Raw genomic sequence first — 24147 nt, 5'->3', positions numbered from 1 at the left:
CGTTTCGCCGGGCGCCTCGCCCGGCCCCCACCTCGACTACCGCATCTGGAAAAACGGCACGCCGATCAATCCGCTGAAAATCCCCCAGGAACCGGCCGAACCGATCTCGAACGAGAACCGCGCGACGTTCGAATTCGTGCGCGACCGTATCGTGGCCGAACTGAACGGCGACGTGAAGGACGGGGAGCGCATCACGCAGCTCGATTCGCTCGTCATCCCGCAGCCGGCAGCACCGGAGGCAGCGAAATAACGGGGAAAATGGCCGCAACGACAGGCAAGGAACATCTGCCGGCCGACATGCCGGAAAGCCGGGATCAGGAACCGTTCGATAACAGGCCCGGGGGCAGGACGAGGATGGAAGCCATCCGGGAAACGGGCAAAGCACCCGGGAATGCCGGGGAACAGACAGGAACGCCCCGGAAAAAGTCCGGTATACCGAAAAAAACCGGAAATCCGGAGGATACAGCGGAAAGCACCGGGGCGCAGGAAGCCAAACATAAAGCCGGCGTCGATGCGCGAATCGTACGGTTTCTGAAAAAACACCATGTGCTGACGCTGGCGACGAGCGGCGAGGGAGCGCCCTATTGCAGCAACGCATTTTACTGCTACGATGCGGAACGCAATTTGCTGATCTTCACGTCGGACATGGCGACACGCCACGCGCAGCAGATGGCTCGCAACCCGTGTGTCGCAGCCTCGGTAGTCCTCGAAACGAAGGTCGTGGGACGCGTCCAGGGGCTGCAATTGTGCGGTAAAGCCGAAAGGGCCGACGAGGCGGCGAGGCGGGCATACCTCAAACGGTTTCCCTATGCCGTACTGGCAGAACTGACCCTGTGGGCGATCGCGCCCGACTTTATGAAATTCACCGACAACACGCTCGGATTCGGAAAAAAACTGATATGGAACAACAGATAGGAGTCATCATCGTAGCAGGCGGGGGCGGAACCCGCATGGGAGGTTCGCGTCCCAAGCAATTCATGATGCTGGGCGGCCTGCCCGTCCTGGCCCATACGATCAACAATTTCGCCGGGGCGCTGCCCGGGGCAGAGATCGTCGTGGTGCTGCCCGCGGAGCACGCCGATTTCTGGAAGGACTTCGCAGCACGCTTCGACATCGCGGCACACACGGTTACGACGGGAGGCGACGAGCGGTTCCATTCGGTGAAAAACGGGCTGAAAGCCCTGAAGCACGATCCGGAATTGATCGCCGTACAGGACGGCGTACGACCGCTGGCCTCACACGGCATGATCCGCCGTGCGGTGGCCGCAGCCGCCGAACACGGCACTGCGATCCCGGTCGTCGAAGCCGTGGATTCGTACCGCGAAACGGACGGCACGGCTTCACGCATCGTCGACCGCCGCCGCCTGCGCATCGTACAGACCCCGCAGGTATTCCGCGCCGACATACTGCGCCGCGCCTACGAGGCGGAGTACCGCCCCGAATTTACGGACGACGCATCGGTCGTGGAACAGGCCGGCGAGGCCGTATTTCTGTGCGAAGGCGAGCGTACGAACCTGAAGATCACGACCCCCGAAGATATGGTCATCGCCGAGGCACTGCTGGCCGGGCGCAAAAAGACAGAGGAGGATACGGATGGAGAAAACCTATAAATACCGTTTCAGCCGCCGGGCGATCTACTGGACGCTGGTCTATTTGGTGGTCTTCGTACTGCTGGGCTGGTTGTTGTACCACCTCTACGAAGGGGGCTACCTCTCGGCCTGGTTCACCTCGTTCATCGTGGCGCTCATCGCCCTGATGTCGCTGTCGATCCCCCGCAGGATCGTGGTCACCGACGAGAAGGTCGAGGTGCGCTGCCTGCTGGACATCACCGAAATCCGCCGCGACGAAATCGCCTCGGTACGCCGGGTCGACCCTCGGCGGATGAAATGGTTCTTCCCGGTATTCGGGGGCTGCGGGTTCTTCGGTTATTACGGACATTTCCTCGACCTCAGGCGGTTCGAACGCGTGAAACTCTACGCTTCGGAGTGGAAAAACTTCGTGGAGATCACCGACATCTACGAAGACCGCCTGTACGTCTCGTGTTCGGATGCCGACCGCCTCGTGGAGGAGCTTATGCCCCCCGGAGGCAACCGCCCGGCGGAAGACGACGAAGAGGAAGAGCAGGCGCAATAGTATCGGGATCCGGCCAAAAAGTCGACAGAAGACGCCCGGGGATTGCGTATTTCCGGAAAATGATCTTATATTTGCAACCGAGGCCGGAACGGCCCGTAAAAACGAAAAATAACAAACAACGCATTAAAAACCAGAAGAAATGAAAAAGTACCGTTGCACCGTTTGTGAGTGGGTATACGACCCCGCAGTGGGCGATCCCGACGGAGGCATCGCCCCCGGAACGCAGTTCGAAGAGATTCCCGAAGACTGGGTTTGCCCCGTCTGCGGCGTCGGCAAAGACATGTTCGAAGAGGTTGCGGAATAATCCCGTCCCTCCCCGAAGAAACGGCAAGGCGCACCCTGCGGGGTGCGCCTTGCCGTTTGTAACCGGAGGAGCCCGGACGCAGGCCGTCTCATCCGAATAAGGGCAAACATATGTAATTCCGATGTATTTCCCACCCGAAATTTTGTGTATATTTGTCGGCAGAACTGCCCCTCACACCTAAAATTTCATGCAGATGAAACATCTATTGCTTTTAGCCTCGCTCCTGACCTGCATGGGCGCCGGCGCCCAGCAGGCGACCTTCCGCAACCCGGTCATTGCGGGCGACATGGCCGACCCGACGGTCATCCGGGTAGACAACACCTATTATGCGACGGGCACCTCGTCGGAATGGGCCCCCTACTACCCGTTGTTCCGCTCCAAAGACCTGGTCAACTGGCGGCAGATCGGGCACCTGTTCGAACAGCAGCCCGCATGGACGAGGTCCTCGTTCTGGGCCCCGGAACTTTTCCACCGCAACGGCAAAACATACGCTTATTATACGGCACGCCGGAAAACCGACGGGACGTCGTATATCGGCGTCGCCACGGCCGACAAACCCGAAGGCCCCTATACCGACCACGGCCCGATCGTCGAGTACGGCACCGAGGCGATCGACGCATTCGTGCTGGAAGACGCCGGCGAGCTGTATATCTCGTGGAAAGCCTACGGGCTCGACCCAAGGCCGATCGAACTCCTGGCCTGCAAAATCTCGGACGACGGGCTGCGCATGGCGGGGGAACCCTTCACGCTGCTGCGCGACGACAAACGGCAGGGCATGGAAGGGCAGCACTGGCTGAAAATCGGCGATTACTATTACATCGTCTACTCCATAAACGGCTGCTGCGGCCCTGGGAGCGACTACGCCGTGGCGGTCGCCCGCTCGAAAAACCTGCGGGGCCCCTACGAGCGTTACGCCGGGAACCCGATCCTGCACGGCGGCGGCGATGTCCAGTCCATCGGGCACGGCACCATCACGACGACGCCCGACGGGAGGATGTTCTACCTCTGCCACGCCTATCTGGCCGGTGAGAATTTCTTTCTGGGACGCCAGCCGATGTTGCAGCAGATCGTCCTGGGCGATGACCTGTGGCTTCATTTCCGGGGCGGGGAAACAGCATCCCTGACGCAGCCGATGCCTTTTGCCGGCATGGCACAGCAGCCCGTATTCGATTTCGCAGATGACTTCACGGCCGACCGGCTCCGACCCGAGTGGACGTGGAACTATCCTTACGCGACGCCCGAGATCGAGCTTGCCGACGGGCGCCTCTATCTGGGCGGCCGGCCCAAAGAGGGCGTGAAAACCGGCACGGCGCTCTGCCTGAGGGCCGTAAGTCCCGACTATACGCTCGAAACGGCACTCTCCGACCGCAACGCAGGATGGAGCGGGCTCACGGTATACGGGGATGCAGCGAACCTCCTCGTATGGGGATTGCAGGGCGACGAGGTATTGTTGAAGCTCTACAAGGACGGCAGGGAAACGCTGCTGGGCAGCTCCGGGCAGATCGGGTCGCATCTGCCGGTCTACCTGCGCATCGAAGTACGGGGGAATGCCCCCGCGGCATTCGGGTACAGCACCGACGGACACGCCTGGAAACAAGTGGAGAACCTGCCCGTAGGTGCCGAAGACCTGCTGCAATGGGATCGCGTAGCACGCCCGGGATTGTATTACCAGGGGCCGGAAGGCCAGGCGGCCGAATTCGAATACATGCGGATGACCAACCGCTGAGCGATGTTGCAGCCCCCTTCCGCAAGGCAAGCCCCCTGCGGAAGCACGGCAGCATCCCGGCCGGAACTTTCCGATAAAAAGAGCCGCCCCGAACAATTCGGGGCGGCTTTCTCTTCCGGGACTGCGCCCGTCAATTGATATTCGGCAGGAAAGAATAGTCCTTCGAGTAACCGAGCATCTGCTCGACGTAGTTCGCCGGATAGGAAATTTTCACATCAACCACCTTGCCGTCCTTTTCGACAAGTTCGAACTCGGGGTTCACGAAGCCGCCGTAAGGTTCGATGCCGAGTGCATAGTAACGGTCGCGCACCTCACGGTGCAGCTGGGGATCGACCTGGACGGCATACCGCTCGACAAGCGCCTTGCCGGCCTCGTAGTCGCCTTCGGACTTGATGCGCTGCACCTCGCGGAGCATGTCGCCGAACAGTCGGCGCAGTTTTTCGTAATCGTTGACCACGACATAGGTTTTGCCGTTTTCCCGGATCATTTCGATCACGTTGTCGGCCTTGCCGCGCTCATAGCACCACTCGCAGATCAGCTTGCGGTTGCGCATGTGCGACTCCTCGACGTTCTTGCCCGGCTCGATACGCGCCAGCTGGGTCATCATGCCGTTCAGGATATATTTCGCATAGCCGGCCTTCGCCACGTCGAACGAGGGCACCAGCCCCAGTTCCACCATCTTCGGGTCACCCAGGTAGTAGAGGCCGAAGAGGTCGGCACGGGTCTCTTCGAGCGTCGAGCTGTAACTCTTCAGCTCGTTGCCCTTCACACCCGGTGCCAGCTGTCCCGAACCGTGCCCCAGACACTCGTGCAGGTCGGTATGCAGGTCGTCGGCCAGTTTGCCGTACTTGTCCATCACCTCGCGGTCCCCGGCACGCAGCACGAACTCCTCGTTGAAGCCGTTGCCGTGGGCGGCCATGTCGTAGGCATAGGTGATGTTGTCGATCGTGACCGACTTCGAACCGTATTCCTTGCGGATCCAGTCGGCATTGGGCAGGTTGATGCCGATGGGCGTGGCGGGATAGCAGTCGCCGCCCAGCATCGCCACCGTGATGACCTTGGCCGAAACGCCCTTCACCTTCTCCTTGCGGTAGGCGGGAGCAACGGGCGAATGGTCTTCGAACCACTGCGCGTTATCCGAAATCACCTCCGTACGGTGGCAGGCCTCCTTGTCCATGAAATTCACGATGCCCTCCCACGAAGCCTTGCGGCCGAGCGGATCGCCGTAATCCTCGATAAAGCCATTCACGAAGTCGACGTTCGACACGGTGTCCTTCACCCAGCCGATATTATAGCGGTCGAACTCGCGCAGGTCGCCGGTCTTGTAATATTCGATCAGCGCAGCAATATTGCTTTTCTGCGGTTCGGCGGCTACGGCCTGCGCTTTTTCGAGCCAGTAGACGATCTTCTCGATGGCGGGCGAATACATGCCGCCGACCTTCCATACGCGCTCCTTTAGGACGCCGTTCTCCTTCACCAGCTTGGAGTTCAGGCCGTAGGAGATCGGTTCCGGGTCGTTGTGATCGACCATGTCGGCGTAGAATTTCTCGACCTCGGCCTGCGTCACGCCCTCGTAGTAGTTGTTCGACGAGGTGGCGATCAGGTCTTCGCCCGCCGTCTGGTTCAGGCGCGTTTTATAGAGCGCCGGATCGAAGATAGCCTTGCAGACCTCGCCGCGCAGCGGGTTCAGGTCGCCGAACTTCTCCTCGGGGATCGTCTCTATCACGTCGAGCAGGTAACCTTCGGTGAACCCGGGGACGAACTTGTCGTTCGAATAGTGGTGATGAATGCCGTTGGCGAACCACACCTTTTTCAGGTATTTCTCCAAGGCCTTCCATTCGGCCGCCGAGCGATCGCCCCGGTAGTTCTCGTAAACCGTTTCGAGCGTACGGCGCACGGCGAGGTTGTATTTGAAATTCTGGTCGAAAAGGATGTCCCGGCCGCACTTGGCAGCCTCGGCGAGGTAATAGACCAGTTCCTTCTCCGCAAGCGGAAGTTGCTCGAAACCGGGGACTTCGTAACGGATGACCTTGATGTCGTCGAAACGGTCGACGATCCACGGGGCTTCGCTCTTCGATGCCCCGCAGCACGAAGTCAGTGCAACAGCGGTAACAGTCATAGATGTCAGTGTAACTAAATTTTTCATGTCGTTCGGGTTTGAATTTCCCCGAAATATACGGTTTTTTTGCGAAAAAGCCGCATACGGACGAATATACGCATGGACACATATACAATATGTGCCGGCAAACGCACCTCCCCGCCACACCCGGCGGCGCCCGTTGTGCGGACATTAGCCTTCAAAAAAACATACCAGTTCGTACCAGTATGACGGATTTTTTATTTATATTTGCCACAAGGCAGGCACTATGCCGGATAAATTCGGAAAAACAACATAAACCCACATCGATGAAACCTATCAAAACCGCACTTCTGGCCCTGCCGCTTCTGGCCGCAGGGTGCAACCGGGACTCCGGGACTGCAAAAATCCGGCCGATGGAGGCCGGAAGCGTCCGGGTCGAAGACGCCTTCTGGAGCCCCCGCTATGAAAAATGGGAACACGTCACCGTCGGCGACATGCTCGACAAGTTCGAAGGGAACGACCCGGCGCATTTCGCGTGCGGCGTCGACGCCTTCGAAAATTTCGACCTCGTAGCCTCGGGCGCCCGCGATATCGGCCGCCACGCGGGGCCGCCGTGGTACGACGGGCTGGTGTACGAGACGATCCGGGGGATCTCCGACCTGCTGGCACAACGTCCCGACCCGGCGCTCAAAGCCCGTGTAGACGGTTACATCGCCCGCATCGAAGCGGCACAAAAGAGCGATCCGGACGGGTTCGTCGGCACCAACACCCAGCTAACGGAGGACAACCACCGCTGGGGCGCGAACGGCGGGTTTCTGCGCATGCAGCACGACGTCTACAACGCCGGCATGCTCATCGAAGCCGGGGTACACTATTACCAAGCCACGGGGGACGACAGGCTGCTGAAAGTCGCCACGCGCCTGGCGGACTACATGGTGCGGACGATGGGGCCCGCACCGAAAAAGAACATCGTCCCGGCGCACTCGGGCCCCGAGGAGGCCCTGGTAAAACTCTACAAGCTCTACCGTGACCGCCCCGGCCTGCGCGCGCAAACCGGGGCGCAGTCCGCAGCCGGCGACTATCTCCGGCTGGCCGAGTTCTGGATCGGCAACCGCGGCGTGCACTGCGGCTATCCGCTGTGGGGCACGTGGGGCAACGACAGCGCGGAGCGGTGGATCCACGAGGAGCTCTACACCGCGGAATTCGGCCCCGAAGCGCGGCCCGCATGGGGCGATTACGCGCAGGATTCGATCCGCGTATTCGACCAGCCCGCCATCGTCGGGCACGCCGTGAGGGCCACCCTGCTGGCGACGGGCATCGCCGCGGCGGCCTATGAGAACGGCAATGCGGACTACATCGCCACGGCGAAACGCTGGTGGGACGACATGGCCGGGAAAAAACTCTTCGTCACGGGCGGTGTCGGGGCAGTGCATTTCGACGAAAAGTTCGGCCACGACTACTACCTGCCCACCGACGCCTATCTGGAAACCTGCGCCGCCGTAGGCGTGGGGTTCTTCAGCCAGGCGATGAACCAGCTCACGGGCGACGCGAAATACATGGATGAATTCGAACGCGCGCTATACAACAACGTGCTGGCTGGCGTCGCCGCCTCGGGCAGGCAGTATACCTACCAGAACCCGCTCAACACCGACCGCAGCGAACGCTGGGAATGGCACCCCTGCCCCTGCTGCCCGCCGATGTTCCTCAAGATAGTCTCGGCGACCCCCGAATTCATCTACGCCCGGGACGACAGGACGGTCTATGTCAACCTGTTCATCGGCAGCGATGCCGACATCGCGCTCGGCGACACGCAGGTGCATGTCCGGCAGCAGACCCGATACCCCGTGGACGGAAAGGTCGTCCTCACGCTTACGCCCGAAAAGGCGGCACGCTTCACCGTGAAGGTACGTATCCCGGGCTGGGCCCGCGGCGAGGAAAACCCGTTCGGGTTGTACGTATCCGAAAGCCCGGCCGCGCCGGTGCTCTCGGTGAACGGCACCCCGGTCGAAATCCGCCTCGACAAAGGGTACGCCCTCCTCGACCGGGTCTGGAACCCCGCAGACCGCATCGTGCTGGAACTTCCCGTCGCGCCGCGCCTCGTCCGGGCACATAAAGCCGCCCGGGAGCTGGACGGCATGGCCGCCATCGCGGCCGGGCCGCTGGTATACTGCATCGAGCAGGCGGACAACGCGGATTACGCCCGGCTGAGGCTCGACACGGCCGGCAGCATGGAACTCGGATACCGCAGCGACCTGATGGACGGCACGCCGGTCATCACGGGAACGGCCATCGACGGCAAGGACGCGAAGAGCACCTTCACGGCCATCCCCTACTACGCCTTCGGCAACCGGGGAAACGGCGGCTACCGCGTCTGGCTGCCGACCCGCTGACAACCCGAACAGCGCGGGCACAAAAAAGCACCGGAAAGGTTCGACGCCTTCCGGTGCTTTTTATTTCCGGCCGCCATCCGGCCGCCCGTTCCCGGGATCAGAAGTTGTAACCCAGCGAAACGAAGAAGCTGCCGTTCTTGGCCTTGACCTCGTCGGCATCCTTCAGGATGTTCAGCAGGCCCAGGTCATACCCGAGGCTGACATTGTAATGCTTCCTGAATGTCACGTTGACACCGAAGCGCAGGCCCAGGTCGGAGCGTTTGAACATCGCTTCCTCCTCGGCGCCATCCCCCAGGTCGGTGGACTTGAACAGGTCGGCCTTCTCGCCCTTGAACTTCGCCTTGCCATGGATACCGAACCCATAGAAGACACCCGCCAGGGGCTGTATCGAAACGCTCCTGACGTTGAAATGCCAGCTGACCACGACGGGCACCTGCAAATAGAGCATATTGAACTTCACCTTCCCGGACAACTCCTCGTCGAACCCGAAGCCGAAATCGGCCACATTGACCGCTCCGCCGCGCCCCGTCAGATAAAGGCCCGTTTCCAGATAAAGCGGAAGCGCCCGCAGCAGCGGCTGCTGGTAGGCAAAGCCCACATTGTACGACGCACGCGAGTCGAACGAGAAGCTGTTACTGCCCGCGCTCAGGTCGATGCTGGTCACATTCAGTCCGGCGCGCACTCCTATCACGCGGCCCTGGCCGAATGCTGACATGCCGGCGGCAACGGCCAGCAAACAAAGAATAAATTTCTTCATAACTTTAAAATTGTACCCCGGTTCCCGTGAGGCGTTTAAGTTTGGATTGCCGGAATAGGGAACCGCCGCACCCGTTTCCATTCCGGAACGGGAAGCGGGTACCCCGCCATTGTTTCACCGGTTGTAAATATAGGCGCATTATGCGATATCCGGAAATAAAATCAATGAATTTCATCCCTTTTCACACGGAAACCGCATTTTACAGAACCGCATCCGCATCCGAGGCCGGAAAACCGGGATTTCGGAACGGCATGGTGCGCATAAGAAAAAGATACGGCTTATTTTTCCGACTTTTTTCTTCGTTATGTCTGATGGAATTTCTACCTTTGCCCGCACAACTCGCATCAAGAAAGGATGAAAGTATTTGAAAGTGTCAAGGAGCTCCGTGCAGAGCTGGACAAGGCGGAGCAGTCGGGAATCGGCTTCGTACCGACGATGGGCGCCCTGCATGCAGGACACCGCTCGCTCGTGGAGCGTGCCCGGCGGGAAAACAACACCGTCGTGGTGAGCGTCTTCGTAAACCCCACGCAGTTCAACGACAAAAACGACCTGAAGCATTACCCCCGCACGCCGGAGGCCGATGCCCGCCTGCTGGAAGAGGCCGGGGCGGATTTCGTGCTGATGCCCTCGGTCGAGGAGATATATCCCCAGCCCGACAGCAGGCAGTTCGATTTCGGACTGATCGACAAGGTGATGGAGGGCGCCACGCGCCCCGGCCATTTCAACGGCGTAGCGCAGGTCGTCAGCCGCCTGTTCGACATCGTGCGCCCCGCACGCGCCTATTTCGGGGAAAAGGATTTCCAGCAGATCGCCGTCATCAAGTCGATGGTGGCCCAGCTGGCGCTCCCCATCGAGATCGTCGAATGCGCGATCATCCGCGGCGAAGACGGGCTGGCCCTCTCGTCGCGCAACACGCTGCTCGACGCAGCGCACCGGGCCGCAGCGCCGCACATCTACGCCACGCTGCACGCCGCAGTGTCCAAATCGCAGGAGATGACACCTGCCCAGCTCAAGGCGTGGGTCACGGCCGAGGTGGAGCGCAACCCGTTGCTGAAGGTCATCTATTACCAGTCGGTCGACGCACGGACGATGCAGGAGGTCGCCACCTGGGACGACTCCCCCCGCATCCAGGGCTGCATCGCCGTACAGGCGGGAGATATTCGTTTAATCGACAACATCCGTATCCGATAATGAAATTCCAGATTGAAGTCATCAAATCCAAAATCCACCGCGTGACGGTCACACAGGCCGACCTGAATTACGTGGGGAGCATCACCATCGACGAGGCGCTGTTGGAAGCCGCCAACATCATCGAGGGCGAGAAAGTCCAGATCATGGACATCAACAACGGAGAGCGTTTCGAAACCTATGTCATCAAGGGCGAACGCGCAAGCGGCTGTATCTGCCTCAACGGCGCCGCCGCACGCAAAGTACAGGTGGGCGACGTCATCATCATCGCATCCTATGCGCTGATGGATTTCGAGGATGCCAAGCAGTTCAAACCCTGGGTCATCTTCCCCGACACGGCTACCAACCATCTGATCGGATAACGCATCCGGAACCGCCGGCCGGAAAGGCCGGAAAAGTAAAAAATCTCCCCTAAAGGGAGATTTTTTTGCTATAAATGTTTATATTTGTCGATGTTAACGGTCTTTTTTATCCCGGATATATGGACATCGCGCTTTCCGTACTTGCATTCCTGTTCACGATCGTCGGCATCATCGGCTGTATCGTCCCCGCCCTGCCGGGCGTGGTGCTCAGTTACGCAGGGCTTCTGTGCGCCTATTTCACCTCCTATTCGCATATGTCGGCATCGGCCCTATGGATATGGCTGGCCATCACCGTGGCCGTCAGTGTGGCCGATTATTTCCTGCCTGCGTGGATGACCCGCAGATTCGGCGGCTCGCGGGCGGGCGCCATCGGGGCCACGGTCGGCGTATTCGCCGGATTTTTCATCTTCCCGCCCATAGGCATCATCCTGGGGCCGTTCGTCGGCGCCGTGGCGGGGGAATTGCTCAACGACCGCGGGGACTTCCCGAAGGCGATCCTCGTGGGTTTCGGTTCCTTCCTCTCGTTCATCGTCGGCACGGGGCTCAAGGTCGTAGCCGCCGTCGGGATGCTCATACATGTCACGACCGACACATACCCCGCCGTGCGGAACTGGTTCGCAACTCTATTTTAACCCTTTCGATAATGAAAAAACTCTTACTCTTTGCGGTAGTCATCGCAGCGATGCTGGCCGCGGCTTGTTCCAAGTACAAGTACGAAACAGTGAAGGGCGACCCGTTGAACACCAAAATCTACACCCTGGACAACGGGCTGAAGGTCTACATGAGCGTCAACAAGGAGACGCCGCGTATCCAGACCTACATCGCCGTGAATGTGGGCGGCAAGAACGACCCGGCCGAGACCACCGGGCTGGCGCACTATTTCGAACATCTGATGTTCAAGGGCACGCAGCAGTTCGGCACATCGGATTTCGCAGCCGAGAAACCGATGCTCGACCAAATCGAAAACCTCTTCGAGGTTTACCGCAAGACGACCGACGAAGCCGAGCGCGCGGCGATCTACCACCGCATCGACTCGGTCAGCTACGAGGCTTCGAAGATCGCCATCCCCAACGAGTACGACAAACTGATGTCGGCCATAGGCGCCAACGGCACCAATGCCTTCACGTCGCAGGACATGACCGTATACGTCGAGGACATCCCTTCGAACGAGATCGACAACTGGGCCAAGATCCAGGCCGACCGTTTCAAGAACCCCGTGATCCGCGGCTTCCACACCGAGCTGGAGACCATCTACGAGGAGAAGAACATGTCGCTGACGCGCGACAGCCGCAAAGTCTGGGAGGCCATGGACGCCGCCCTGTTCCCCCACCATCCCTACGGCACGCAGACCGTACTGGGTACACAGGAACACCTGAAGAACCCCTCGATCACCAATGTCAAGAATTACCACAAGACCTACTACGTGCCCAACAACATGGCCGTCTGCGTATCGGGAGACTTCGATCCCGACGAAATGGTCGCCACGATCGAAAAATACTTCGGCGACATGCAGCCGAACCCCAACCTGCCGAAACTGCACTTCGAGCCCGAACAGCCGATCACGACTCCCGTAGTGAAGGAGGTATACGGGCTGGAAGCCGCCAATGTGATGCTGGGATGGCGCCTGCCGGGTGCGACCGACCCGTCGACCGACGTGGCGAACATCGTGGGCTCGGTACTTTATAACGGCCAGGCCGGACTGATCGACCTCGACCTCAACCAGCAGCAGAAGGTGCTTTCGGCATACGGCTACGCATCGTCGCAGCCCGATTACGGGACATTCCTGGTAGCAGGCCGCCCGAAGGCCGGGCAGTCGCTCGACGAAGTACGCGACATGCTGCTGTCCGAAGTGGCCAAGCTGCGCAACGGGGATTTCGACGAAAGCCTGATCGAGGCGACCATCAACAATTACAAGATGCAGATGATGCGTTCGTTCGAAGAGAACGAAAGCCGCGCGATGCTCTACGTCTACTCGTTCATCAACGGCGCCGACTGGGCCGACGAAGTGCAGCAGCTCGACCGCATGTCGAAAATCACCAAGCAGGACGTCGTGGACTGGGCCAACAAATACCTCGGCCCCGAAAGTTATGCCATCGTCTACAAGCGTGAAGGCAAAGACCCCAACGAGCAGAAGATCGCAGCCCCGAAGATCACGCCGATCGTGACCAACCGCGACTCGCAGAGCGAGTTCCTCACCGAGATACAGAACTCGAAGGTCGAGCCTATCGAGCCGGTATTCGTGGACTACAAGAAGGACATGTCGCAGTTCGAGGCGCAGAAGGGCGTCAACGTGCTGTATAAGAAAAACGAAACCAACGACATCTTCACGCTGATCTACGTATTCAACACGGGTACGGAGAACGACCCGGCACTCAACCTCGCCTTCGACTACCTGAGCTACCTCGGAACGGACAAGATGAGCGCCGAGCAGATCGCATCGGAGATGTACGCCATCGCCTGCTCGTTCGGCCTGAGCGCCGGAACCAACCAAAGCTGGATCGAGGTATCGGGCCTGAGCGAGAACATGGGCAAGGCGATGGAAATCGTCGAAGGGCTGATCGCCGGGGCGCAGCCCAACGAGGAGATCCTGCAAAACCTCAAGGGCGACATGATAAAGAGCCGCGCCGACGCCAAGCTCAACCAGAGCCGTTGCTTCGGGGCGCTCCAGCGCTACATGATCTACGGCAGCGATTTCATCCGCCGCACCACGCTCACCGACCCGGCATTGCAGGGGTTGACCTCGGAACAGTTGCTCGCAAAGATCGGCGACCTGATGGGCAAGCAGCACGAGGTGCTCTACTACGGCCCGCAGGACGAGGCCGAAGTGAAAGCCGCCCTGGCCGCGCACCACAAGGTGGCAGCCGACCTCCAGCCGCTGGAAAAAAAGTTCAGCACGCTGCAACCCACCGATGAAAACAAGGTCATGCTTGCCCAGTACGACGCCAAGCAGCTCTACTACATGCAGTATTCGAACCGCGGCGAGAAATTCGACCTCGCAGCCGACCCGCAGATCACCCTCTACAACGAGTATTTCGGCGGAGGCATGAACACCATCGTCTTCCAGGAGATGCGCGAAGCCCGCGGCCTGGCTTACTCGGCATGGGCCAACCTCGCCATCCCGACCAACGCCAAGGGCGACTATTACTACATGGCCTTCATCGCCACGCAGAACGACAAGATGCAGAAGGCCATCGAGGCATTCGACGAGATCATCAACAACATGCCCGAATCGGAAAAGGCGTTCAGCATCGCCAAGGAGGCCCTTATCTCGCGCCTGCGCACCGAGCGCACGGTGAAGGACGGCGTACTGTGGAGCTACATCCGCATGCGCGACCTCGGCCTGACGGAGCCGCGCGGAAAGCAAATCTTCGAGAAGGCGCAGCAGATGACGCTCGCCGATGTCAAGGCCGCACAGGAAAAGTGGGTGAAAGGACGCAAATACGTCTACGGCATTCTGGGCGACATCCAGGATCTCGACCTGAACTACCTCAAGACCCTCGGCCCGATCCAGACCGTGACACAGGAGGAGATTTTCGGGTACTAAACCGCCCCTGCTCCAGGATAACGAAAGCCGCCGGTTCCCCGGCGGCTTTTTCGTGCCCGCTCCCGGCCAAAGTACAAAACGGGCAGTCCGGCAAGCCGGCGGGAAATAAAACATCCTGAGCGGAAATGCCGCGAACGAAAACACCGGGAACACAAGCTGCCGGGAACGGAAAACGCCGGGAACGCAAGCCACTGGGAAAGGAAAACACCCCTGCCGAAGGTTTTTCCGACAGGGGTGGAATCGTAAAACAACAGGTCTTGACTTCCCGCCCGGCCAGAAACCGGACGGCCGCAGGAAACTTCCCGTTTCGCCGGGGACAGCCCCGAAGCCCACGGCAGCCTCCAGCCGTTAATAGCGGTAATGCTCGGCTTTGTAAGGGCCGTCGGGGTCTACGCCGATATAGTCGGCCTGTTTCCTGGTGAGGTGCGTGAGTTCCACGCCGAGGTTGTCCAGATGCAGGCGTGCCACCTCCTCGTCGAGGTGCTTGGGCAGGCGGTACACGCCCACTTCGAGGTTCTCCTGCCACAGCTCCATCTGCGCAAGGCACTGGTTGGTAAAGGAGTTCGACATCACGAACGAGGGGTGTCCCGTCGCACAACCGAGGTTCACCAGACGGCCTTCGGCCAGCACGAAGATCGAGTGTCCGTCGGGGAAGGTGAACTTGTCGACCTGCGGCTTGATATTGGTCTTGACGGCCCCCGATTTTTCGAGACGCGCCATCTGGATTTCATTGTCGAAGTGGCCGATGTTGCAAACGATCGCCTGGTCGCGCATCTTCTCCATGTGCTCCAGCGTGATGATGTCGCAGTTGCCCGTGCAGGTGACGTAAATATTGCCTTCGGGGAGTGCGCTCTCGACGGTCTTGACCTCGAAGCCTTCCATGGCGGCCTGCAGGGCGCAGATCGGGTCGATCTCGGTCACGATGACACGTGCGCCGTACGAACGCATCGAACGGGCACAGCCCTTGCCCACGTCGCCGTAGCCGCAGACCACGACCACCTTGCCGGCGATCATCACGTCCGTGGCGCGCTTGATGCCGTCGGCCAGCGACTCGCGGCAGCCGTAGAGGTTGTCGAACTTCGACTTGGTGCAAGAGTCGTTGACATTGATGGCCGGGACGAGCAGCTCGCCGGCCTCCTGCATCTGGTAGAGGCGGTGTACGCCCGTCGTGGTCTCCTCGCTCACACCCTTCCACTCGGCCACCGTGCGGTGCCATTTGTCCTTGTCTTCGGCAAGGATCGTCCTGAGCGTACCGAGTATCACCTCCTCCTCGTAGGACGAAGGCTCATAGTCGAGTGTCGAAGCATCGTTCTCGGCCTTGTACCCTTTGTGGATCAGCAGCGTGGCATCGCCGCCGTCGTCCACGATCAGCTGCGGGCCCTTGCCGCCGGGGAACGAGAGCGCCATGGCGGTGCACCACCAGTATTCGGGCAGGGTTTCGCCTTTCCAGGCGAAAACGGGAACCCCGGCCTCGGCGATGGCTGCGGCGGCATGATCCTGCGTCGAGAAGATGTTGCACGAGCACCAGCGCACGTCGGCGCCCAACTCGACGAGCGTCTCGATGAGCACGGCAGTTTGGATGGTCATGTGCAGCGACCCCATCACGCGCACGCCTTCCAGCGGCTTCTGCGGGCCGTATTTGCGGCGCACGGCCATCAGTCCCGGCATCTCGTGCTCGGCGATCTCAATCTCTTTACGCCCCCACTCGGCCAGCGACATGTCGGCCACCTTGTAGGGCATTGTCAAATCCAAATACATAGTATTATCTTTTAATTCCAATATATATTCCTTGTCCCTGGCGATCTGCGCCCGCAGCTCCCCGATCGTCGCGAAACGACGTTCGTCACGGATCTTACGCACCAGTTCCACGCGCAGCGTACGGCCGTAGAGCGAACCTCCGAACCCGAAGATATGGGTTTCCAGATGGCGGACGGCTCCGCCGACCGAAGGGTTGCTGCCCAGGTTGGACATCGCGTCGTAAAGCGTCCCGTCCACCTCCGCGCGGGAATAATAGACCCCGTCCGCGGCCGTCACGGAATCAGGCACGGCCATGTTTGCCGTCGGGAATCCCAACTCGCGCCCGAGCCGGCGTCCGTGTTCCACTACGCCCTCTATCGTCACCCCGGCCATCAGATTTTCTCGGTCAGTTTACGCACCAGCCGGAACTGCGAGAAGAACTCCTTGGCAAAGACACGCAGTACGGTATAGGAAGGGATTGCCAGCAGCATGCCGAGGATTCCGGCCATCGACCCGGCGATGAGGATTACAAGGAAGATTTCGAGCGGATGGGCCTTGACACGCTCGGAATAGAGCGTCGGCTGCACCACAAAATCGTCGATCCCCTTGAGGATCAGCAGCGAACCTGCGATTATAAAAGCAGTATGCCCCACGGTCATCCCCCCGATCGGGGTTACGATACCCACGAAGACGGAAACGATACCGCCGATCAGCGGCCCGGCATAGGGCACCACGTTCATCACGCCCATCACAAGGCCGATGAACGCAGCGTCAGCCGCCTTCATGCCGAAGGCCATCATCGTGAGCGACACGGCGACCATCAGCATCAGGCTTTCCGAGAGAATACCCGTGAAGTAGCGGGCCAGCAGCAGCGTGACGGAATCGAGTGCGCGGGTGATATTCTCGTGGTAACGCTCGGGGAACATGGCCGTCACCATGGCATAGAACAACCCTTCGTCCCGGAGGAAAAAGAAGGTGATGAACGTAATGGAGAAAATGGCGATAACCGACGAGAGCACCACGTTGACGATCGAGGAGAACACCGAATTGAGCGATTCGATGTCGATAATCTGCTTGAGCGCCGATGCGAGCGCCTCCGAGAGGGAGAACGTGCTTTCGGGCACGGCGAAGAACTCATGCAGGTATCCCTGTGCTTGGGCTATCGGCTCCTCGATGCTTTGCACGACGGCGGCGAAATCGAGGTTCGACAGCTGGTAAATCTTATTGAACACAAGCGGCACGAACAGCGAGCACAGCGTGGCCAGCACCACCCAGATGACGATCAGCGTCACCAGCGCAGCCAGCCAGCGGGGCACTTTCCAGCCCTTGATATGCAGCGCCGCGAGGCGTTTCACGAGCGGATTGCCCACGACGGCCAGCACGGCGGATATGAGTATGTATACGACGATCGAACTGAAATACCAGACCAGAAAGAGGACGGCCGCAGCTACGGCCGCGCCCGCGATGAACTTCAGGAAGGTCTGGGGAGTCGTTTTCATCCTTCGGGAGTGGGGTTAAATCTTATGCAGGCGTGCGATGGGGGTCTGCGAACCCACGACGGGATCGCCGATCTCGACCAGCAGTTCGCTGTCCTTGGGTACCAGGACGTCGACGCGCGAGCCGAATTTGATGAAGCCGCAGACGCTGTTCTGCTCCACGGGCTCACCGACTTTCATGTAGGAGATGATGCGGCGTGCAATCAGGCCCGCGATCTGGCGGAAAAGCACCTTCCGGCCGGAGGCCATCCTCACGACAGTCGTCGTGCGTTCGTTCTCGGTCGACGACTTGGGATGCCATGCCACCAGAAAACGCCCCGGATGGTATTTGAAATACTCGACCGTGCCCCCGACCGGCACCCAGTTCATATGGACATTGGTCACGGACATGAAGATCGAGATCTGCAACATCTCCTCGTTCAGGTATTCGGTTTCCTTCACGACCTCCGTCACGACCACGCGGCCGTCGCAGGGGGAGAAAACCAGGTCGGCATCGTGTATCCGCACACGGCGGGGCTCCCGGAAAAACGCGACGATAAAGAACCAGAACAACAACAAAAGCACGGCGCTCACCCACAGCAGCGAAACATTCGAATCGCTGACCAGCAGGTGATAGATCAGCCAAAATATAAATACACAGACGGCACCCGAGATACAGATAATCTTGTAGCCTTCCTTATTTATCCTCATAACTCTTTTTTAGGTTTGCAGTTACATCACAAAAAGCATATAGACAAATACGAACGGCGCCGAGAGCAGCATGGCGTCGAAACGATCCAGCACCCCGCCGTGGCCGGGGATCAGCCGCCCCGAATCCTTTACGCCGGCAGCCCGCTTGAACATCGACTCCACCAGGTCGCCCAGCACGCCCGAAACGGCGGCGACCAGCGCCAGACCGGCCCAAACCCACATATTCCCGTCCAGCACCCGTGCGGCCACGATGCCCATGACGACGGCACCGGCGATCCCGCCGAAGAACCCCTCCCAGGATTTCTTGGGCGAAAGGCGTTCGCAAAGGCGGTGGCGTCCGACGGACATCCCCACCAGGTAGGCGAAGACGTCGTTGGCCCAGATGATGAAGATGTAGGCGACCATCACCCAAGGGTTCCAGGTATCGCTGCCGAGGATGGGAATATAGCACATCAGCGACAGGGGCAATGCCACGTAGCAGACTCCCATGAGCGTAGTGCCGATCCCGGAGGCCGGGTTTTCACCCCTACGGTAGAGTTCGCAGATGAACATGGCGGGCAGGAGCAGCAACAGGAACGCCAGCCCGCAGCCGAAGGCCTGCCGGGCAACGCCGAGAATCTCGCGGATGTCGTCCGAGACGAACGCTAAATTGAGCGCGAAAAGCACGATACCCGCAACAAGCCCTACGACTCTCTGCGGCGCATTGCCTTGTTTCCCGGCCAGCGTATAGAACTCGTACATGCCGCCCACGAGCAGCACCGCGAGCAACGCGCCGAAGCTCCACTGCGACCAGACGATCGCCCCCAGTACCACCGCTGCCAGGACAAGGCCGCTCAGCGTGCGTACCACGAGGTTTTTCATAGTTTCATTCATCAGTTAATGCGGGTTAGGTGTCTTATTCGGTCTTGGAAATCGCGGCGGCCGTATTGCCGTCGGCAGGGGCTTCGGGCGTCTCCGTCTGTACAACCGCGGGAGCGCCCTCTTCCGGGGCGGGCTTCGCCGCCAGGGCTGCAGAAGCCTCGGGCTCCCCCTTCGCGGCGGCTCCGTCAGCCTTGACTTTGGCCTCGGCCTCCTTCTGCTCACGCAGGATGTCCTTCTTGCGGCGGCCGAAGATACGCTCCACGTCCTCGGTGAAGACCACTTCGCGCTCCAACAACAGTTCGGCCAGCTCTTTCAGGCCGTCGGCATGCTCACGGAGCACTTTCTCGGCCATCTCGTAAGCCTTCCCGATGACGAGTTTGGCCTCGGCGTCGATCTGCTGCGCGGTCAGTTCCGAATAGGGCTTCGTGAACGCCATGTCGCTCTGCCCCGTGGAATCGTAATAGCTCAGCGTCCCGACGTTTTCGCTCATGCCATAATAGGCTACCATGGCATAGGCCTGCTTGGTGACACGTTCCAGGTCATTGAGCGCCCCGGTCGATATTTCGCCGAAGGTCAGCTGCTCCGAAACACGTCCGCCGAGCGTGGCGGCCAGCTCGTCCATCATCTGCTCGCGCGTGGTGATCTGCCGCTCTTCGGGCAGGTACCAGGCTGCGCCGAGCGCCTTGCCGCGCGGGATGATCGTCACCTTGATCAGCGGGCTGGCATTCTCGAGTATCCAGCTCACCGTGGCGTGGCCCGCCTCGTGGTAGGCGATCACACGCTTTTCCTCGTCGGTGATGATCTTATTCTTGCGTTCGAGGCCGCCCACGATGCGGTCGATGGCTGCCAGGAAGTCCTCCTTCGAAATGAATTTCTTGTTGTGGCGCGCAGCGATCAGCGCAGCTTCGTTGCAGACATTTGCAATGTCGGCACCCGAGAATCCGGGGGTCTGGCGGGCCAGGAACGACCGGTCGAGCTGAGGATCGAGCTTCAGCGGACGCAGGTGGACGTTGAAAATCTCCTCACGTTCCTTGACGTCGGGCAATCCCACCTCGATCTGGCGGTCGAAACGGCCGGCGCGCATCAGCGCCTTGTCGAGGATGTCGGCACGGTTCGTGGCCGCAAGGACGATCACGCCCGTATTGGTCTGGAAGCCGTCCATCTCCGTGAGGAGCTGGTTGAGCGTATTCTCCCGCTCATCGTTGCCCGAGAACCCGGCATTCTTGCCGCGGGCGCGGCCGATGGCGTCGATCTCGTCGATGAAGACGATGCACGGCGCCTTCTGCTTGGCCTGCTCGAAAAGGTCGCGGACACGCGAGGCGCCCACGCCGACGAACATCTCCACGAAGTCGGAACCCGAAATCGAGAGGAACGGCACGTTGGCTTCGCCTGCGACGGCCTTCGCCAACAGGGTCTTACCCGTCCCCGGAGGGCCTACGAGCAGCGCTCCCTTGGGAATTTTGGCTCCCAACTCCTTATATTTGTCGGACTTCTTGAGGAAATCCACGATCTCCATGATCTCGACCTTGGCCTCCTCCAGCCCGGCCACATCCTTGAACGTGACGCGTTTGGAGTTATCCTTGTCGAACACCTGCGCCTTGGCCTTGCCCACGTTCATGATGCCGCCGCCCGCACCGCCTCCGGCACCGCGCGACATCGAACGCATGACGAAAATCCACACGCCGATAATCAGCACCCACGGCAGCAGGTTGATCAGCACGTTCGTCCAGTCGTTGGCCTTGTTTTCATAGACCACGGGAACGACTTGCCCGGACTGCTGCTCGGCGGCTTTCAGGTCTTCACGGAACGAATCGACCGACCCGATCGTGAAGAGGAGCTGCACACCCGTCTCGGGAAGCCGGCGAAAGCGTTTGTCTACCGTATCCCTGCGGTACTGCTCGACCGCTTCTTTTTTCAGGAATACCTGCGCCTGGTCGCGGTTGACGACCTGGATCTTCTCCACCTCGCCCTTTTCGACCATCCGTTCGACGGTAGCCCAGTCGCTGGGCACGGGCGTGTCGTTGACATCCCCGAAGACGTAGTAGCCGATAATGAACGCGCCGATCAGACCGTAGAGCCACAGCATCGACGGTCGCGACATGTTCATATTCATCTTATTATTGTTCTTGCGTTGATTTGCCATATTTAAAATTACTCTTCGTATTCATATTTGGTCATCGGCGCATCGGCCCACAACTCTTCAAGCCGGTAAAACCCGCGCAGTTCGGTCTGGAAAATGTGCACCACCACGTCCACATAGTCCATGGCGATCCACACGGCATTCTGCTGCCCCTCGATACGCCAGACCTTTTCGCCCAGCACTTCGAGCACCTTCTCTTCGATGCCCGCGGCGATGGCCCCTACCTGCGTCGTGGAATCGGCGTTGCACACAATGAAACGGGAACATATCGCCCCGTCGAACCCCGAAAGGTCGAGCGATACAATATTCTTACCCTTTTTATCTTCAATCGCACCAACGATAGTTTCGATCAGTTTATCCATAAATAGTCAATAGGTGTCTATAACCTTGCAAAGGTACGAAAAGAGAATGATATTTGAAAATTAAGCCCCGTAAAAAAAGCAGCCGGACGGGCGACAATCGCAGAAGTCCGCACTTTTATCCGCCACAGCGCCGTTACAGCGGATTAATTCTTAATTATATGCCCGAGCCCCTCCCCTGTAAACGGCGGGTGCCCGGCAATCGTATCGCCGGGCACCCTGCCGTTTACAGGCATCCGCCTACCCCTTTACTTCGGGTATATTGGCCATGATCGTGTCGGTCAGGGCCTTGATGATCGAACTCTTGACGTACGTGCGGCGTACCGCCACGGCGATCTTACGCGACGTGGCACCTTTGGCGAGCATCTTCAGCCGGTCGTGGTGATCCGCGGGGATGTACTCGATGGCCATTTCGGGGATGATCGTCAGGCACGACGTGCAGTCGACGATGCGCATCAGCGTATCGAGCGACCCCGACTCGAAGGAGTAGTGCGACGGCATGTCGCGCTTGGCCTGGCACAGCTCGATGATCTGGTCGCGCATACAGTTTCCGGCGCTCAGGATCACCAGGTCTTTCAGGTCGATGTCCTCGATGCGGATGTTCTGCCGTTCGTACAACGGGTTTTCGGGCGAAACATAGGCGAAAAACCGGTCGTTGAAAAGCTCCTGTTCGAGAATGCCGTCACCACACGTGCCGCTGGCGACCAGCGCCGCGTCGATCCGGTCGCGCTTGAGCGCCTCGACGATGTCCGAAGTGACCATCTCCGAGATTTCCAGCTCCACCTTCGGATAATCGCGCACGAAATCCGGGATGAACTTGTGCAACAGGTAGGGCGCAATGGTCGGGATGACGCCCAGACGCAGTTTACCCGAAGTTTCGCCCTTCAGTTCGGCGACCGACTCGCGGATATTGTTGTAGGCCCGCAGCGTTTCCCGGGCGCGATCCAGCACCACTTCGCCGGCCTCGGTCGGGATCACGGGTTTCTTCGAACGGTCGAGCAGCACGACGCCCAGCTCCTCTTCGAGCGCCTTCACCTGCATGCTCAGCGACGGCTGGGTCACGAAACAATGCTCTGCGGCCAGCGAAAAACTACCGCAGTTCGCCACCGCCAGGAGGTATTCAAGTTGAATTATAGTCATAGTAGCCGATTATTTCAATACACAAAAATATAAAATAAATCTATAACAGACAACTTTATTAGGTCACCCGCGCGGTTTTTCGTAAGTTTGTCCACAAAATATATATAAAGTTTTATGGGAAAGATCATTCTTACCGGCGACCGTCCTACGGGCCGGCTCCACTTGGGACACTACGTCGGTTCCCTGCGCCGCCGCGTCGAACTGCAGGAATCGGGCGAATTCGAACGCATATTCATCATGATAGCCGACGCGCAGGCCCTGACGGACAACGCCGACAACCCCGAGAAGGTGCGCCAGAACATCATTGAAGTGGCACTCGACTACCTTTCGGTCGGCCTCGACCCGCAAAGGTCTACCCTTTTCATCCAGTCGCAAATCCCGGAGCTCTGCGAGCTCTCGTTCTACTATATGAACCTGGTCACCGTACAGCGCCTGCAACGCAACCCGACCGTGAAGGCCGAAATCCAGTTGCGGGGCTTCGCCGAGAATGCCGCCGAAGGCGACACGCAGCAGAAGCAGGGCATCCCCGTAGGCTTCTTCACCTACCCCATCAGCCAGGCAGCCGACATCACGGCATTCAAGGCCACGACCGTCCCTGCGGGCGAAGACCAGGAGCCGATGATCGAACAGACCCGCGAGATCGTCCACAAGTTCAACACGGTATACGGCCCGGCACTCGTCGAGCCCGAGATCCTGCTGCCGGAGAATGCGGTCTGCATGCGTCTGCCGGGCACCGACGGCAAGACTAAGATGTCGAAATCGCTCTGCAACTGCATCTACCTCTCGGACAGCGCCGACGAGGTGAAGAAGAAAGTCATGGGAATGTATACCGATCCCGACCACCTGCGCGTCGAAGACCCGGGCAAGGTGGAGGGCAACACGGTGTTCACCTACCTCGATGCCTTCAGCCGCCCCGAGCATTTCCCGAAATATCTGCCCGACTACCCGTCGCTGGACGAGCTGAAGGCGCATTACCGCCGCGGCGGCCTGGGCGACGTGAAGGTCAAGAAATTCCTGATCGCCGTGCTCAACGAGACGCTGGAACCGTTCCGCGAACGCCGCAAATACTACGAAGGCCGCATCGAAGAGGTCTATGAGATTCTCCGCACCGGTTCGGAGGCTGCCCGGCAAATGGCCTCGCAGACACTCGACGACGTGAAGCGGGCCATGAAGATCAACTATTTCGACGACAAACGGCTTATCGCCGAACAAGCCGAGCATTTCGCTCGCAAACAATAGG

20 protein-coding genes and 2 pseudogenes are annotated in these 24147 nt (G+C 59.6%); 12 read left to right on the top strand and 10 right to left on the bottom strand.

Features of this window, described 5'->3' with window-relative positions; translation table 11 throughout:
- The 6 genes and pseudogenes from QVP03_RS10605 to QVP03_RS10580 form a co-directional block, all read left to right on the top strand.
- Positions 1-250 (top strand): annotated as a pseudogene (locus tag QVP03_RS10605) (metalloendopeptidase); the annotation flags it as partial.
- A 269-nt stretch (positions 251-519) separates the two neighbouring features.
- A complete protein-coding gene (locus QVP03_RS10600) occupies positions 520-915 on the top strand; it encodes a pyridoxamine 5'-phosphate oxidase family protein (RefSeq protein WP_032136199.1) in 396 nt (131 codons plus the stop codon).
- Positions 900-1610 carry a 2-C-methyl-D-erythritol 4-phosphate cytidylyltransferase gene (locus tag QVP03_RS10595; protein WP_022333420.1) on the top strand — a complete coding sequence of 237 codons (711 nt, stop codon included), beginning with the start codon at positions 900-902 and terminating at the stop codon, positions 1608-1610. Before QVP03_RS10600 ends, QVP03_RS10595 begins: the two co-directional genes overlap by 16 nt.
- Positions 1594-2133, top strand: a complete 540-nt coding sequence (locus QVP03_RS10590) for a PH domain-containing protein (protein WP_022333419.1) — start codon at positions 1594-1596, stop codon at positions 2131-2133. Before QVP03_RS10595 ends, QVP03_RS10590 begins: the two co-directional genes overlap by 17 nt.
- A gap of 139 nt (positions 2134-2272) precedes the next feature.
- Complete coding sequence (gene rd / locus QVP03_RS10585; protein WP_018695235.1) at positions 2273-2437, top strand: rubredoxin; 165 nt, start codon at positions 2273-2275, stop codon at positions 2435-2437.
- A 187-nt stretch (positions 2438-2624) separates the two neighbouring features.
- Positions 2625-4163, top strand: coding sequence for a family 43 glycosylhydrolase (locus QVP03_RS10580; RefSeq protein ID WP_162851416.1), 1539 nt, complete (start codon positions 2625-2627; stop codon positions 4161-4163).
- A 130-nt stretch (positions 4164-4293) separates the two neighbouring features.
- Here QVP03_RS10580 and QVP03_RS10575 read toward each other — a convergent pair whose 3' ends face one another.
- Positions 4294-6309 carry a dipeptidyl-peptidase 3 family protein gene (locus QVP03_RS10575; protein ID WP_022333417.1) on the bottom strand — a complete coding sequence of 672 codons (2016 nt, stop codon included), beginning with the start codon at positions 6307-6309 and terminating at the stop codon, positions 4294-4296.
- 260 nt (positions 6310-6569) lie between these two features.
- On the opposite strand from QVP03_RS10575, the gene QVP03_RS10570 reads away from it, so the two are divergent.
- Entirely contained in the window at positions 6570-8633 is a 2064-nt protein-coding gene (locus QVP03_RS10570; RefSeq protein ID WP_022333416.1) for a glycoside hydrolase family 127 protein, read from the top strand.
- A gap of 97 nt (positions 8634-8730) precedes the next feature.
- Here QVP03_RS10570 and QVP03_RS10565 read toward each other — a convergent pair whose 3' ends face one another.
- The gene (locus QVP03_RS10565; protein ID WP_195622939.1) at positions 8731-9390 is read right to left on the bottom strand and encodes a porin family protein; all 660 of its coding nucleotides are present in this window, start codon (positions 9388-9390) and stop codon (positions 8731-8733) included.
- 354 nt (positions 9391-9744) lie between these two features.
- Here QVP03_RS10565 and panC point away from each other — a divergent pair, with 354 nt between their 5' ends.
- The 4 genes from panC (at position 9745) to QVP03_RS10545 (ending at position 14484) form a co-directional block, all read left to right on the top strand.
- Complete coding sequence (gene panC, locus QVP03_RS10560) at positions 9745-10581, top strand: pantoate--beta-alanine ligase (RefSeq protein WP_022333414.1); 837 nt, start codon at positions 9745-9747, stop codon at positions 10579-10581.
- On the top strand, positions 10581-10940 hold the full coding sequence (gene panD, locus QVP03_RS10555) for an aspartate 1-decarboxylase (protein WP_018695229.1): 360 nt from the start codon (positions 10581-10583) through the stop codon (positions 10938-10940). The genes panC and panD overlap by 1 nt, the downstream gene beginning before the upstream one ends.
- A gap of 119 nt (positions 10941-11059) precedes the next feature.
- Positions 11060-11572: a DUF456 domain-containing protein gene (locus QVP03_RS10550; RefSeq protein WP_022333413.1), complete on the top strand. Its 513-nt coding sequence runs from the start codon at positions 11060-11062 to the stop codon at positions 11570-11572.
- 11 nt (positions 11573-11583) lie between these two features.
- Positions 11584-14484 (top strand): M16 family metallopeptidase, encoded by a 2901-nt coding sequence (locus tag QVP03_RS10545; RefSeq protein WP_022333412.1) that lies wholly within the window; start codon positions 11584-11586, stop codon positions 14482-14484.
- Between the two features lie 348 nt (positions 14485-14832).
- Here the strand turns inward: QVP03_RS10545 and ahcY are convergent, their stop codons facing one another.
- The 8 genes and pseudogenes from ahcY to QVP03_RS10505 all read right to left on the bottom strand — a co-directional run bounded on the left by ahcY (position 14833) and on the right by QVP03_RS10505 (position 22907).
- The gene (ahcY, locus tag QVP03_RS10540) at positions 14833-16242 is read right to left on the bottom strand and encodes an adenosylhomocysteinase (protein WP_256166275.1); all 1410 of its coding nucleotides are present in this window, start codon (positions 16240-16242) and stop codon (positions 14833-14835) included.
- Between the two features lie 81 nt (positions 16243-16323).
- Positions 16324-16614 (bottom strand): annotated as a pseudogene (locus QVP03_RS10535) (riboflavin kinase); the annotation flags it as partial.
- Positions 16614-17720 (bottom strand): AI-2E family transporter, encoded by a 1107-nt coding sequence (locus QVP03_RS10530; RefSeq protein ID WP_022333410.1) that lies wholly within the window; start codon positions 17718-17720, stop codon positions 16614-16616. The gene QVP03_RS10530 and the pseudogene QVP03_RS10535, both read right to left, overlap by 1 nt.
- Positions 17721-17735: 15 nt before the next feature.
- Positions 17736-18407 carry a phosphatidylserine decarboxylase family protein gene (locus QVP03_RS10525; protein ID WP_022333409.1) on the bottom strand — a complete coding sequence of 224 codons (672 nt, stop codon included), beginning with the start codon at positions 18405-18407 and terminating at the stop codon, positions 17736-17738.
- 21 nt (positions 18408-18428) lie between these two features.
- Positions 18429-19280, bottom strand: a complete 852-nt coding sequence (locus QVP03_RS10520; protein WP_232045607.1) for a phosphatidate cytidylyltransferase — start codon at positions 19278-19280, stop codon at positions 18429-18431.
- A 22-nt stretch (positions 19281-19302) separates the two neighbouring features.
- Entirely contained in the window at positions 19303-21411 is a 2109-nt protein-coding gene (gene ftsH / locus QVP03_RS10515) for an ATP-dependent zinc metalloprotease FtsH (protein ID WP_082426771.1), read from the bottom strand.
- An 8-nt stretch (positions 21412-21419) separates the two neighbouring features.
- Positions 21420-21770, bottom strand: coding sequence for a ribosome silencing factor (gene rsfS, locus QVP03_RS10510; protein ID WP_018695221.1), 351 nt, complete (start codon positions 21768-21770; stop codon positions 21420-21422).
- 237 nt (positions 21771-22007) lie between these two features.
- A complete protein-coding gene (locus tag QVP03_RS10505; RefSeq protein ID WP_022333406.1) occupies positions 22008-22907 on the bottom strand; it encodes a hydrogen peroxide-inducible genes activator in 900 nt (299 codons plus the stop codon).
- A gap of 114 nt (positions 22908-23021) precedes the next feature.
- On the opposite strand from QVP03_RS10505, the gene trpS reads away from it, so the two are divergent.
- A complete protein-coding gene (trpS, locus tag QVP03_RS10500) occupies positions 23022-24146 on the top strand; it encodes a tryptophan--tRNA ligase (protein WP_022333405.1) in 1125 nt (374 codons plus the stop codon).
- Position 24147 lies beyond the last annotated feature (1 nt).

The organism is Alistipes sp. CAG:29, from assembly GCF_000435435.1.
Lineage (GTDB): Bacteria > Bacteroidota > Bacteroidia > Bacteroidales > Rikenellaceae > Alistipes > Alistipes onderdonkii.
This window is presented reverse-complemented; position numbering and strand designations above follow the sequence as displayed.